The organism is Arminella tubonensis, from assembly GCF_003240585.1.
GTDB lineage: Bacteria > Pseudomonadota > Alphaproteobacteria > Rhizobiales > Rhizobiaceae > Rhizobium > Rhizobium tubonense.
Map to the genome: position 1 here is coordinate 1 of NZ_PCDP01000067.1, position 13380 is coordinate 13380.

The window sequence follows — 13380 nt, forward strand, 5'->3', positions numbered from 1 at the left end:
TCCTGGATTTTTTCGTTACCCGGATTTGGGCGTGTTTCGTAATCGCGTCCATAAGTGCCTCCTCGCCAAAGTTGGGACAACCACACTCTGTGGCTTTCGATCTTGGGCGGCCATCGGACAATGGTATTGGCTAGACCATGGTATCGCCGCGACCCCGCGCCCGATCAGATTGCAGGTCGATGAGAAATCGACGCTCTTTCCGACGTTCTCGCCAGGCGTCAAAATCGATTCGTCGCTCGCGAGCGAATGACCGCAATCCAGCCTATAGAGCCTGTCCGCAGCGCGCGTGGACTGAAACGACCAGGATCAATCCCGGATTGTAGTACGCTACTGAATGAAATGATGCGGAGTTCAGGGTTGAACCGACACCATCGCACAATAGACGTGGCATTTCCGAGGGTGCATCCTCACGCGCGGAAGGGCAGGGAAACCATTGCGGCCGCGATAGCAATTCATCTTCGTAAGTCACGGGATCAACGGCCACACTGGCGTTCTTGTCGCTGGAGATCGAGCCGTGCCGCGTTTCCAGTCGAGGCTGAGCAGCTACTGTCGCTCGTTGCCGGAAACCAGTTGGTGATCGCTGTCAATGAAGCCCAATCGCTTGTCGAGCAAAGGCGTCACGCCGCCCAACTGGACAAGCGGGTTGCCCAATGGACGGAGGAGCTTGCCGCCACCAACCACGCGCTTGCTGAAGAGATTGCCGAGCGCAAGCGTGCTGAGAATGATCTTCGACGCAGTGCGGCCTTCCTGGCGCAGGCTCAGCGCCTGACTAGGACCGGCAGCACGTGGTGGAACGTGTCGACGGGAGAAATCGTCTGGTCGGAGGAGACATACCGTGTCATCGAATATCCGAACACGATGAAGGCGACGGCAGAGATGACCATGAACCGTTGTCACCCGCAGGATTCCGCGCGCGTTGGAGCGATAATCAGCCCCGCCGCCACGCTTGGGACCGACGTCGACCTAGAGCACCGGCTCGTCATGCCTGACGGCAGGGTTAAACATGTGCACGTCGTGCTGCATAATGTGGGCTCCGCGACCGATACGCCGGAGTTTCTCGGTGCCGCGACGGAGATAACTGAGCGTAGGACGTTCGAGGAGCGTCTCCGCCGCAGCGAGATGCTTCTTGCGGAGGGCGAACGGATCGGCCTTACCGGAACCTTCTCATGGCAAGTCGACACGGACGAGCAACTCTTCTTCGACCAGTTCAAACGCATCTTCGAATTCATTGGAGACGCTCCGGTGACATTCGACGACATCGCCAGGCACGTCCATCCCGAAGATCAATTCCTGCTTGCGGAGAAGATTGCAGAAGTCCGACGGTGGGAAGCCAGTCCGGACCACGAAATCCGACTTCTGGACGAGGGCGGCGGTGTCAAGTTCCTGAGGGTCTTGGGCCAGATTATCCGTCATGAGGATGGCCGGGTGGAATGCATCGGTTCGGTACAGGACATCACCAGGCGTCGCGCCGAGCAAGCGCTCGACGCTGTGCGCTCGGAACTCAACTACGTCACAAGGATGATGAGCCTCGGGGCATTGACGGCCTCGATCGCCCATGAGGTGAACCAGCCGCTCTCGAGGATCATCACCAACGCTGGCACCTGCCCGAAAATGTTGGCTTCGGCCCCCCGAACGTCGCGGTCGTCATCGAGACGGCGCGGCGTACCATGCGTGATGGCAACCGGGCAGCGGAAGTCATCGCTTATCTTCGAGCCCTGTTTGGGCGGAGGGCATCCATCATTCACAAAGCACGAAGGGATGGGGATCGGTCTGTCGGTCAGCCGCTCCATCGGCGAAAGTCCCGGGGCCAAATCTGGGCCAAGGCTAACGAGGGTCCAGCAACGACAGTGGAGTTCTGGTTGCCGCCGGCCATTACCGCTAACGCCGAATTGTCCGGCGATCAACTGAGCGAGGCGGAAAGCTGATGAAGACCAAGATTGTCGAGGAGGATCCTATGTACAGGGAATTAACGAATGCACCAGGCGAGGCGCTCGTGCTCACGCCGATGCCCGATGACCGACCGATCGTGTTCGTCGTCGATGACGACGTCTCTGTCCGGGAGTCGCTGGAATTGTTAATCGAAGCTGTCGGTTGGCGGCCGAAGTTGTTCGCATCGGCGCACGCGTTTCTTGCTGCTCCGCAGGCCGACAGTCCCAGCTGCCTTTTGCTCGACGTCAATCTGCCCGACCTCAACGGTCTCGATCTCCAGACGCTTCTTACCGTGGATCGAACCGAAATGCCGATTATCTTCATTAGCGGCTACGGCGACGTTCCGATGACAGTCCGAGCCATGAAGGCTGGAGCTGACGAATTCCTGACAAAGCCGATTAACGACGACGTTCTGGTCGAGGCCGTACGGCGCGCGCTCGAGCGAAGCTCCGTCGCGGGTGGCCGGCAAGCCGAATTACGCAAGCTTCGTGACCGGTACAACTCGCTCAGCGGGCGCGAGAGGGAAGTGATGGCCCTCGTCGTTGCCGGTCTTTTGAACAAGCAGGTCGCCTTCAAACTTGGCATTAGCGAAGTCACGGTCAAAGCGCACCGCGGTCAGGTGACCCGAAAGATGAAGGCGCGCTCCCTTCCCGAGCTGGTGAACATGGCTGCAATGCTTGGCCTTTCGGAACCTGGTTGACGGGAATGCGACAGCGCAGCGGGATAGATTCCGATCCGATGGTATTGGCGACACCATCGTACAATAGCGTCATCGATGCTTCAGTTGTCCTTTCGTCCGCATGTGACCATTCCTGAAAAGGCCACATGCGGTGGAAGGAGACCGGAAATGGACACTCAAAAGAAGACAATTGTCATTACTGGGGCCGCGCAAGGAATTGGGGAGGGCCTCGTCAACACGTTCCTCGAGAGGAACTACAACGTCGTCGCCACGTCTCGGCAAATCAGCGCCCGCTTCGCCCACGGAGCTTCGGAGAGCGTCGCCATAGTCGACGGCGACATTGGCGACCCGGCAACTGCCAAACGTATTACCGAAACAGCCATAGAGCGTTTTGGATCGATCAATGCCTTGGTCAATAATGCCGGGATCTATTTCAGCAAACCTTTTCTGGAATATACGCTGGACGACTTGCTCTCTTCGACCAATCTGGAGGGCTTTCTCCATCTGACGCAGCTGGCCGTCAAGCAGATGCTGGCCCAAAAATCCGGCGGCAGCATCGTCAGCATCGTCAGCATCGGCGCATCAACCGCCGACCATCCGATAGCGGGCGTCAATGCCTCTGTCCCGATGATCACGAAAGGCGGGATACATGCTATCTCCAAAAGCCTTGCGATGGAGTACGCACGAGACGGAATCCGCTTCAACGTCGTGGCTCCCGGCATCGTTGATACTCCGATGCATCACGGTGGACCAATGGATTTCTTGAAGACGTTTTCGCCGATGAACGCGATTTCCAGCGTGCAAGACATCGTCGACGCCGTCCTTTTCCTGACCGAAGCTCGTCATATCACAGGGGAGGTGGTGCACGTCGATGGCGGAGCACATGTGGGCAAATGGTAAGTGCCCTAAAAAGGTGCCTCGACTGGAAGATGAAACTCCCGCGCCGCCGAGATCGAAGCGCATGGGTTCGCGCCCGGCAGCAAAAGTCCAACGCAAACCATGTTGGGCATCGCAGTCAACCTTAAGGAATGCGGAGAGCTTGACCTGCTTTCTGGGCGGCAGCTCAAAAGGCTGCATCAGGAATTGTGAAGTCGCTGACTTTCGACTTACGCAATTTCATCAGCAAGATGTGAGGCACTGATGATCAAGAAACTGAATTCGTAATCAGTCTTCAAGCCGCGTCGACTTTAGGCTTCGGGACCATCCTGGCAGGTCTCCTGAGCGTTCAAAAAATGACCGTTAGGGCTTCTAGCGATCGCGCTGCCGATTTTTATCGCCGCATCCGCTATCGCTTTCAATACCTGTCCATTCGCGAAGATACGGGCAGACCGATTGAGTTAGGTATCTGATATCCAAGCAACTCCGTTACTACGCCAAGGGGGCTTCGGTTGGACGCAGTTCCCCTGCAGCACGGTCGAGTTGACGGTGCCGCCCGAAGCGTCCTTGAAGCTCGCCCTTCCCCATCGGCCCCGCGGGCGTCCTTGCCCTCTAGCAAACGTCGGCGTGTCTCAAGCTGGCCTTTTGCGAGCCTTCATTGGTGCCAGAAATATCCGATTAATGATCAACCAGAACATCCGGGCTATCACGACGCCATACGCGGTGGTATGGTCGGTCTTCCTTCGCGAGTTAAAAGATTGGAGAACCGCGATGTTATTCTCCCAGCCCTTCTATCAGCCAGATTTCAAAATAATGGCCGAGGCGGTGAGAGCGTGGTGCAGTCATAATGGTGTCAAGCCAGAAAACGTGCGCGAAGCGCATGAAGTATACGCCGTGGCAATCAGGCTGTACTCCGAAGGTCATCGAGACCTTGTCGAGTTGTCCGCTGGTTTGATCGCAGAATTGGACATGCGGACCACTCCTCTTGTTTCCTCGGCGATCCACTAAGTCGGTTGGACAGACTACCGCAAAAGACGATGAGGCGCGCCAGCCGCGATCGAAGAGGAACGTTGTTCTTCATCAGGGCATCGATCAGGAAAATGGCGCGCCGTGCTCGGTTTCACCGGCAGACCTTTGAGTCGTCCGCGAAGTAAGGTTAGGTGGCGAAGGGCCCATGCTCTCCGAAAGTAGAGGTCGAGCGCCGATAGAGTGCCAGAGCACTGTGACGCCCAGCACACTAGTGCCGACCGAAGTCACGGCGACTAGCACACCGAGGACACGCCCGAGAAACAGCGTCAGAGAGCCGACGGTACGCAGCCTTACCACGGGCGGTCCTCCACGCCGGCGGCGGGTCTCGGAAAGCTCCAGCGTCCGCAACGCCGTTGCGGCCTAGTTCGGAAAAAGAAAAAAGGACGACGGGAAACCGCGGCCCATCAAGTGTGAAGGTCATGAACCCCCAGAGGGGAACAGCTGCTGCGGCGGAACTGGGAGGAAGCCGCGATGTGCATCAGCTGAAGTCTGCATGCACGCATTTTCATCACGCTGCACATAATTTTGTGCAGTGCAGTTATGCGTTTGTGGCTTGGACGATGGCGATCCCTCACGCGGTATTTTTCGCTTCGATACGGCACCAAAGCTACCAAGTGATCAACGGTAACTTGCGCACCCACCCATCCGTGTGATTTGATCCAGCACGAAGGTTGCAACGTCTGCCCGCGAGATCGAGCCGCCATTGAAGTTGTTTAGATCCGTGAGCGTCCGAATTCCATTCCGCCCAGGCTTGTTGTTGAGGATCGAAGGACGAACAATGGTCCAATCAAGACCGCTGCCCTTGATGATGGCCTCCTGGCGGTTCTTATCGGCGTAAACCTTGCGCAGAAGCAGCGGAAAGATCAGCCTGTCAAACAGGAACCCGCCGTGCCCTGCGCTGTCGCCAGCGCCGATACCGGTAATGGCGACGAGGCGCGAGACGTGCTCGGCCTTCATGGCACTGACGAGAGCCCGGGTGGCGGTGGAAAGAAGGGTGACTTCACGAAACGAGCTTGCGGGTGTGCCGAGTGCGCTGATCACGGCATCGCGGCCCTTAACCGCCTGACGCAACGCTTTCTCATCGCGAGCGTCGCCTACAACAAGCTTTGCTCCTTTGACATCGGTGGCTTTTTCCGGCGAGCGCACCAGGATGGTGACATCATAGCCCCGGCTAACAGCCTGGCCGACGATGTGGCGGCCGGTTGGCCCGGTGGCACCGAGGACCAGGATCTTCGGTGCAGCGGCGAGATGTGTTTCAGTGACGGAAGTGGTCATGGTTCGGTCCTCTTGAAAGGCAGGGCGCTTCTCAAGAGGCCGCCCTCTTGGGTTTGTTGCTGGTGGTAACTAGAGCCGGCCCTCTGCGAGCAGTTCACGGGTTCGTTTCAGCGTCGACAGTAGGGCCGATTTGTAGCCATTGGCGCTGTCGAACTGGGTCTGCTTTGCCTGTTCCTCAGGGCCATCAGGCGCCTTGCCACGCAGGCCGATGTAGCAGTAGAAACGCAATTGCAGGTCGCCTGCTTCATCCTCGAACAGCTCGTTGATGATGGCGCCCTCGCGCGGACCGGTGGCCTGGAAAAAGGTGACCTTGCTCTGCGGTTCGAGAGCAATAATTTCACGAAGGTCAGAGCCGGCGATGGTGGCTCCGCGCACGAAGTGGGTGTCGCTCTCCTCCATGACATTGCAACGGGTGCAAAGGCCGGTTGGGAGAAACAGGCGCGCATCGCGCGCCTTCAGCTCCAGGCCCTTCCAGACCTGCTCCCGGGTCAGTTCTGTTTCGCCTTCCGGGTTTACCGGAACTGTGGCGGTCGAATAGATCATGATGATTATCCTTGTTGGAGATGAGCGACTGCTGGCCTCAGGCAGCGGCGGTGGTTTCCAGAGCGAAGTCGCGATAGGAGCGGAGCGGACGGCCGAGAAGTGTTGTCAGGCGATCGACGTCGCCGCCTTCAGGCAGCATGCCGTCGGTCAGGAAGCGTTCGCCCATGATGCGCATGTCATAGGCCATCCAGGGTGGCATGAACTGCCTGAGGTTCTGCTCGAAGGCAGCCGTATCGCCACCGCCATAGTTGATCTGGCGAGCGAGCACGTCCGACCAGATGGCGGCGATATCGGTTCCCGTCAAAGTGTCAGGACCAACCAGGTTAATGCGATTGAGTGGTAGTGGCTGTGCCGCCTGTTCGCGACGCAGCAGTTCCAGAGCGGCGATTTCCGCGATGTCGCGCACGTCGATCATGGCAAGCCCCTTGTCGCCGACCGGCATCGGGTAGACGCCGTAGCCGGTGATCACATCCTTGATCGTCAGATCGTTCTGGATGAAATAGGCGGGACGCAGGATCGTCGCTGCCAGCCCCATCTGCTCGATCATCCGCTCGACGCTAAACTTGCCGGCGAAGTGCGGCACGTTCACGTAGACGTCCGGGTGGATGACCGACAGGTAGACGATCCGCTCAATGCCAGCCGATCGGGCAACGTTGAGCGCGATCAAAGCTTGAGTGAACTCGTCGGGTACGACCGCATTCAGCAGGAACAGCGTGGACACGCCATCGAAGGCACTGCGTAGGGAGTCGACGTCAAGAAAGTCGCCTTTTACGACGGAGACACCCGCCGGAAAACTGGACTTTGAGGGATCGCGGACGAGGGCGCGGACATCGGCGCCGCGGTTGACGAGGTGCTGGATGACTTGGCTGCCAACATTGCCAGTGGCGCCGGTAACGAGAATGGTCATGGGAGTATCTCCGGGTTGGTTGGTTTCGCTTGACACCCGGAATATGGATGGTTCACAGATGGCCCGATAGACCGTTAATCTGGACACGCCGTCTCACAGGTGGAACATCGATGGACCTCCTCGCTCTTGCCGATTTCAACCTCGTTGCCCGCTACGGTGGTTTCGGCAAAGCTTCAAGGGCAACCGGTCGGCCGAAAGCGACCCTGTCCCGGCGCGTGACAGAACTGGAGGCTGCCCTCGATCTTCGGCTGTTCGAACGCGGCGCGCGGAACCTGAAACTCACCGAAGAAGGACGCGCCCTTCATGAACGGACAGCCGCTCTGCTGACGGAGCTTGACGAAACGGCAGCCACTATTGCGTCAGGGGCGGAGAAGCCGCGTGGCCGATTGCGTGTTAGCGCGCCACTCCTCTTGTCGCAGACCGCCATGGGAAAGATCGCCGCGGGTTTTGCGCTGAAATACCCGGATGTGAGACTGGAAATCACCACGGAGGACCGAGCCGTGGACATGATCGAGGAAGGCTATGATCTGGTCATCCGGGTCAATCCGGACCCGGACGAAAGCCTTGTCGGTCGAGCCTTTTTGCATGATCGCCTGGTCGTGGTGGCAAGCCCTGATCTTCCCCGCCCGACTGGAGACCTTCTAACGCCGGGCGTCGTGCGCGGAGCCGGCAATCGGCAGACCTGGAACGTCATGACCTCGGACGGCCCTTTGACGATCGGCATCGAGCCGATCCTCGCTCTCTCATCCATGATCATGGTGCGAGATGCGGTACGAGCAGGCGTTGGCGCTGCATGCTTGCCTATCTCGTTGGCGAGCCATGACCTGGCCGAGGGAACCCTGTTGCTTTGGGGGGATATCGAGGGATCGGACGTTGCTTTGTGGGGGCTCTACCCATCGCGGCGTTTGCTGAGCGCTCGCGTGTCGGCATTCCTGGATTTTCTGAAGCAGGCCTTTCCTAACGGGACGCCGGATGAATTGGCCGCTTATATTGATAAGTGAAGAACCAGAACACAGCCTGCCACCCGCTTTCGCAATCGGGCTACCCGTTATCCAGCAGCGTTCGACCGGGAATAGGCCCCAGGCGCCTTACCCACATGCCGATTGAATGCGACGCTGAAGGCACTTGCCGAACCGTAGCCAACTCGTTGCGCGATCTCCGCCGTGGCAACATCCTTACGAAGGAGTTCCTTCGCCAGCGCCATGCGCCAGCCTGTCGCGTATTCCATAGGTGCAACGCCAACCTCCCTGCGGAACCGCTCGAAGAAGGTCGAACGGGACATGGCGGCATCATGCGCGAGCGCTTCAACCGTCATGCTGCGACCTGGATCCGCGTGAATCCGGCGTAGCGTGGGAGCCAGCTGCGGGTCAGCCATGCCGCGCAACAGACCGGGGGGCGCCGCTGCCCCACCCGTCGAGCGTAGCGCCTCGATTAGCAGCACTTCCAACAGTCGGTGCAGCACCATCTCACGGGCGGTTCGGTCGGCTCTGGTTTCGTCGTTGATCATCCGTACGAGAAGCGTCAGCCGCTCCTCGCCCTGGACATGAATGACCTCCGGCAAGAGCGAGACGAGAAGAGCCTTGTCGTCCGAGCCGAAAGTACAGTGACCGACCATCGCCGCGACCTCGGCGGGGGTTTCGGGGTCTCCGAGCCGAAAAACACCCGGGCTGGTTTCCAGACGCTGCGCAAGCGCTCCGCGAGGCGGCGGGTCCAGGCTGCTCATCGTGAACGAGAAGATTTCCGGAACCAGGACGAAGTCGCCAGCGGTCAACAGCATCGGCTCACGACCGGTGATCGTCATCAGGCAGTGTCCTTCGACTACGGCGCAATAGAACGGACTTCCGAGCTCGGTGCGCTCGACGAGCCACCGACCGCCGCCCGTCACCAGCTTTGCGATCGACGGGCTTGGCTTGAGTAGAGCAACAACTTCCGCGACTGGATCGGCCATCAATTTGGACTTTTGCTAAAAACTTTCGGACAAATGAACATAGCAAGTCCAAGCCTGCTCGTCCATCTTTTGGCTAGTAGTCATCCAGGAGACAAACACATGCCAAAGATCCTTATCACCGGTTGCTCTTCCGGCTTCGGTCTCGCGATCGCGCAGACCTTCCTTTCTCAAGGGTGGGACGTGGTTGCGACCATGCGCACGCCGCGCAACGACCTGCTCCCCGCTAACGACAGGCTCGAAATCCTGGCGCTGGATGTGACCAATACGGAAAGCATCACGAAGGCGGTCGAAGCAGCGGGGTCGATCGATGCCCTGGTCAACAATGCAGGCGTCGGCATGCTCAATGTACTGGAAGGCGCCGAAATGGCGAAAATCCGCGAGCTGTTCGAGACGAACGTTTTCGGCGCCATGGCCATGAGCAAAGCGGTTCTTCCGCAGATGCGCGTCCGTGGATCAGGCGTCATCGTCAATGTCAGCTCCAGCGTTACCATCAAGGCGTTGCCCGCACTGTCCGTCTACAGCGCCAGCAAGGCGGCGCTGAACGCTTTCACCGGAAGTCTGGCTCTGGAGTCCGCTCTGTTCGGAGTGCGTGCGAAGCTTGTCTTGCCCGGCGCGGCGCCGACCACCGGGTTTGGCAAAAATGCAGTGGCCCGGATGGGGATGGATATTCCTGAGCCCTACAGCGTGTTCGTCCATGACTATCTGAGGACGCTGCGTTCCCGCACTGAATTTACGACGTCGGAAGATGTGGCACAAGCCGTCTTGCGTGCCGTCACGGAGCCGAACGCGCCGATGAAAATCCCCGCTGGCGCGGATGCGAAAACCTGGTTTCGTGAGGCAGCTCACTCTGTTGAGTAAGGCATCTGCCTCGCCCCAAAACACAGGATACTTGAAATGAACAATCTAATCGAGCTCGCCAAACACATTCCTGCGCCTGACGCCACTCTCACTGTGGCCTATACCCCGATCCGTTTGCCGATGGACGGCCGCCAACCGCTGGAATTGCGTCTGACCGCACCCGCGACCGGCGGCAGCCTTCCCATCGTGCTGCTGTCGCACGGGTTCGGGCCGTCCAACTATATCCCTTCAAAAGACGGTTACGCTCCACTTGCCCAGTTTTGGGCGGAACGGGGTCTAGCGGTGATCCAACCGACGCATGCGAGCTCACGTGTCGGTGGCCTGCCCGCAGCCGCATCCGCACCGTTCTTCTGGCGGGAGCGTGTGGAGGAGATAAAGTCGATCCTCGACCAGCTGCCCGAGGTGGAACGTCAGGCGCCCGCCGTGGCGGGCCGACTGGATCATTCCCGGATCGTCGCCGCCGGGCATTCCTTTGGCGGTCACACCGTCGGGCTGCTGTTGGGCGCGCAGTTGAATGGGGAGGACTTCGCCGATCCGCGCATCTCGGGGGGCGTCCTGCTGGCGGCCCCTGGCCGCGGTGGGAAGGACATGACCGAGGAGAATGCCGCCCGCTTTCCGTTCTTCGACGTCGATTTTTCCACTTTGACAACCCGCAGCCTTATCGTCTGCGGCAATCAGGATGATCCGCATTTCACGACCCGCGGCCCTGAATGGCATGCGGATGCGTTTCACGATGCGCCGGGGGCAGAAGCCCTGTTGATGATGCACGGCGTTGGGCATGGTCTCGGCGGGATCGCCGGACTTGACGCAAAGGAAACCGAGACAGAGGCACCCGATGTGCTTGAAGCAACGAAACGCCTGACGCTCGCCTGGCTTCAGACCGCGCTGGGAGCGGATGAAGGTGCGTGGCCCAGCGCGTGCCTCGCGCTCGAGGGTGAAGCGGCCTCGCTTGCGGATGTCACGAAAAGCCAGCACTAGATTTTGGTGGAAACAGCCGCCGGCCGGGTCGCTCCATGCAACCCGGCCGTCGTTGGTTTATTTAAGGAACGGGTTGATCGCCGCCAGAGTGCTGTCGAAGCGATCCTCCGTTTCGGCATTGCGCATGAAGTCGACGCCTTCAACGAGAATCTCTTTCGGCGTCGGGGTCTGCTGGAAGAGCGCCATGACCTGATCAGCGAAGATATCGAGCGGCATAAAGCGCTCATTGGTCTTCTGGCCGGGGGTCAGATCCGTCTGGACGGCAGGCGGGACCAGTTCGATGACTTCGATCTTGTCCTTCAGAACCGCCCGCAGTGAAACCGTGTAGCTGTGGATGGCAGCCTTGATCGCCGAATAGGTCGGGGCGATCACCAGCGGCACGAAAGCCAGGCCCGAACTGACGTTGACGATCGCGGCGTCAGGCTGACGGCCCAGGTGCTCGATGAGCGCATTGGTGACGCGGATCGGGCCAAGCAGGTTGCTGGTGACGGAGGCCTCTGCGTCGCTCAGATCGCGAACCTTATCGAGGGACATTTCCATGCGCATGATACCGGCGCTGTTGAACAGCACGTTCACGGCTGGGAAGTCAGCGACCAGCTTCTCGGCGAACGCCGCGATGTTGGCGGGATCGTCCATGTCGAGCGTCAGGGCGTGCATGTTCGGCCGATCGCCGATTGCTTTCTGCAGCATTTCCAGCCGACGGCCTGCGATGATCACGGTATTGCCGAGGTCGTGGAAGCGATGAGCAAGCGCCTCGCCGATCCCCGTTCCGCCGCCCGTGATGAGAATGGTGTTTCCGGTCGTCTTCATAGCAATGATCCTTCTGGTTTTTGCGATTTCAAAGTGCGCCCACAACGTCTGGGCTGGTGTAGAGAGGTAGTGATCGTCGTCCGAGTGCCGGCAAATCTCATCCGCGGAGTGTTGAGACTGATCTACTGCTCGACTGTCCTAAACTTAGGGATCTGAATTGATGACGATAGACGGCGAATTTGGACAGTCCGTTTCGGTGGTGGTACGCTACGTCGCAGAAGAACCTCACTGTCCAGCGTCTACTGCCATTCGCCACGGCGCGTCTGGACGACAAAGACCGAATGCTGTTAGGCCTGCTGGCGGACGACACTCCCGAGGCTATGCCGATCTGGAAAGCTGCTCCGCCTTTCGCTCCCGCAGTGCATGAGCGGGTGAAGCGTCTCCGGCAGCACGGCGTCATCAAGGCAAATGTCGCCCTGCTCGACGGGGCGAAGCTCGGGCGTCCGCCGCTGACGTTCGGGCATGTCGACACGACGAGCTGGGCCGTTACCCGTCATCTGCTGGCTCTCAAGGAACTGCCGAGGTAGAGGACATTCACATCGTCACAGGTGAAAGCGCCATGCTCCTCAAAGTCAGAACACGGGACACCCAGGCGCTGGAAGATCTCCTCGAGCGGATCCACTCTATTGAGGGCATCAAAGGTATTCGCAGCTACATCGCCTTGTCGACTTACCTTGAACGGGGGCCGAGCCCCGTTTCGAGCGAGCGAGATCCAAAAACGTTACCAGGCGTGTTTCCGTCAGGTTCCACGAAGTTTCCGGGGGAATAGCCGCAGCCAGAGTATGAACCGACTGCTGTCTACGACAAAGATGATGTCGCGACCGGGTACCAGCGGCAGAGCTGCAACACACCTTGTCTTGCCCAATCCGTCAGGAGTTTATGTTTGTGTCCTCTCTTTTGATCGTAGCGTTCCGAGGGGCACAGAAGCGTCGGCACCGGCAAAGCCTTGACGCATTTTGCCCACGGAACAGGAGACAGGATCATGAAGCTTAACCAGTGCAAGCCGCTGGCTTTAACAATGTGTCCGTGACTGGAGTGACTGGAGCGCACCGGGTCGCGGTAGATGCCACGCGCGGCAATCTTTAGCAGGCTGTTGAAAAAGGCCCTGGCGTGAAGACTTTGGTCGTGATTCACTGGCTTTGTCGAGATTCGGAGTTGATGGATGCGCGGCGGCGATGTGAGGACGGGTCAACTCTTCAGCTATGTCGATCTGGACGATCGTGTTCGTCGTGATCATCCGCCGCGGGCAATACGGCAGATCGTGAACGACGCGCTCGTTTTGCTGGAACGGGAGTTTGCAGCGCTCTATTCACCGATCGGGCGGCCATCGATCGCACCTGAGAAGCTTCTGCGCGCAGCCATACTTTTGCAAGCCTTCTATTCGATCCGTTCTGAGCGGCTTTTGATGGAGCGGCTGGAACATGACCTTCTGTTCCGCTGGTTCGTCGACATTGGGATTGACGATCCAGCTTGGGACCATTCGGTGTTTTCGAAGAACCGCGACCGGTTGCTGGAAGGCGACATCGCTGCGAAGTTCCTGGGTGCGAT

Annotated in this window: 15 protein-coding genes and 1 pseudogene; 11 read left to right on the top strand and 5 right to left on the bottom strand. The window is 59.1% G+C overall.

What is annotated here, in order from left to right; all coding sequences use genetic code 11:
- The 5 genes from CPY51_RS33015 to CPY51_RS28320 form a co-directional block, all read left to right on the top strand.
- A partial coding sequence (locus tag CPY51_RS33015) for a hypothetical protein (protein ID WP_206607263.1) occupies window positions 1-250 on the top strand: 250 nt, incomplete at its 5' end.
- Window positions 251-573: 323 nt separating this feature from the next.
- Window positions 574-1908, top strand: coding sequence for a PAS domain-containing protein (locus CPY51_RS28305; RefSeq protein ID WP_146260186.1), 1335 nt, complete (start codon window positions 574-576; stop codon window positions 1906-1908).
- Window positions 1909-2005: 97 nt separating this feature from the next.
- The gene (locus CPY51_RS28310) at window positions 2006-2629 is read left to right on the top strand and encodes a response regulator transcription factor (RefSeq protein WP_111163568.1); all 624 of its coding nucleotides are present in this window, start codon (window positions 2006-2008) and stop codon (window positions 2627-2629) included.
- Between the two features lie 147 nt (window positions 2630-2776).
- Complete coding sequence (locus CPY51_RS28315) at window positions 2777-3508, top strand: SDR family NAD(P)-dependent oxidoreductase (protein WP_111163558.1); 732 nt, start codon at window positions 2777-2779, stop codon at window positions 3506-3508.
- Window positions 3509-4165: 657 nt separating this feature from the next.
- Complete coding sequence (locus CPY51_RS28320; protein WP_146260187.1) at window positions 4166-4492, top strand: hypothetical protein; 327 nt, start codon at window positions 4166-4168, stop codon at window positions 4490-4492.
- Between the two features lie 628 nt (window positions 4493-5120).
- Here CPY51_RS28320 and CPY51_RS28325 read toward each other — a convergent pair.
- The 3 genes and pseudogenes from CPY51_RS28325 to CPY51_RS28335 form a co-directional block, all read right to left on the bottom strand.
- Window positions 5121-5788, bottom strand: a pseudogene (locus CPY51_RS28325) (NAD(P)-dependent oxidoreductase).
- Between the two features lie 69 nt (window positions 5789-5857).
- On the bottom strand, window positions 5858-6331 hold the full coding sequence (locus CPY51_RS28330; protein ID WP_111163561.1) for an AtaL-like protein: 474 nt from the start codon (window positions 6329-6331) through the stop codon (window positions 5858-5860).
- Window positions 6332-6368: 37 nt separating this feature from the next.
- Complete coding sequence (locus CPY51_RS28335; RefSeq protein WP_111163562.1) at window positions 6369-7238, bottom strand: SDR family oxidoreductase; 870 nt, start codon at window positions 7236-7238, stop codon at window positions 6369-6371.
- A 110-nt stretch (window positions 7239-7348) separates the two neighbouring features.
- Between CPY51_RS28335 and CPY51_RS28340 the strand changes: the two genes are divergently transcribed.
- A complete protein-coding gene (locus CPY51_RS28340; RefSeq protein WP_111163563.1) occupies window positions 7349-8239 on the top strand; it encodes a LysR family transcriptional regulator in 891 nt (296 codons plus the stop codon).
- Between the two features lie 47 nt (window positions 8240-8286).
- Here CPY51_RS28340 and CPY51_RS28345 read toward each other — a convergent pair whose 3' ends face one another.
- Window positions 8287-9186, bottom strand: coding sequence for an AraC family transcriptional regulator (locus CPY51_RS28345; protein ID WP_111163564.1), 900 nt, complete (start codon window positions 9184-9186; stop codon window positions 8287-8289).
- A 99-nt stretch (window positions 9187-9285) separates the two neighbouring features.
- On the opposite strand from CPY51_RS28345, the gene CPY51_RS28350 reads away from it, so the two are divergent.
- Window positions 9286-10044, top strand: a complete 759-nt coding sequence (locus CPY51_RS28350; protein WP_111163565.1) for an SDR family oxidoreductase — start codon at window positions 9286-9288, stop codon at window positions 10042-10044.
- Window positions 10045-10080: 36 nt separating this feature from the next.
- Window positions 10081-11022 carry an alpha/beta hydrolase family protein gene (locus tag CPY51_RS28355; RefSeq protein WP_111163566.1) on the top strand — a complete coding sequence of 314 codons (942 nt, stop codon included), beginning with the start codon at window positions 10081-10083 and terminating at the stop codon, window positions 11020-11022.
- Window positions 11023-11079: 57 nt separating this feature from the next.
- Here CPY51_RS28355 and CPY51_RS28360 read toward each other — a convergent pair whose 3' ends face one another.
- Complete coding sequence (locus tag CPY51_RS28360; protein WP_111163567.1) at window positions 11080-11832, bottom strand: SDR family oxidoreductase; 753 nt, start codon at window positions 11830-11832, stop codon at window positions 11080-11082.
- A gap of 179 nt (window positions 11833-12011) precedes the next feature.
- Here CPY51_RS28360 and CPY51_RS33630 point away from each other — a divergent pair, with 179 nt between their 5' ends.
- The 3 genes from CPY51_RS33630 to CPY51_RS28375 all read left to right on the top strand — a co-directional run.
- Entirely contained in the window at window positions 12012-12359 is a 348-nt protein-coding gene (locus CPY51_RS33630; RefSeq protein WP_244598812.1) for an Lrp/AsnC family transcriptional regulator, read from the top strand.
- A gap of 32 nt (window positions 12360-12391) precedes the next feature.
- Entirely contained in the window at window positions 12392-12601 is a 210-nt protein-coding gene (locus CPY51_RS33635) for an Lrp/AsnC ligand binding domain-containing protein (protein WP_244598813.1), read from the top strand.
- A 393-nt stretch (window positions 12602-12994) separates the two neighbouring features.
- Window positions 12995-13380 (top strand): transposase (locus CPY51_RS28375; protein ID WP_146260188.1); only part of this gene is annotated, 386 nt, incomplete at its 3' end.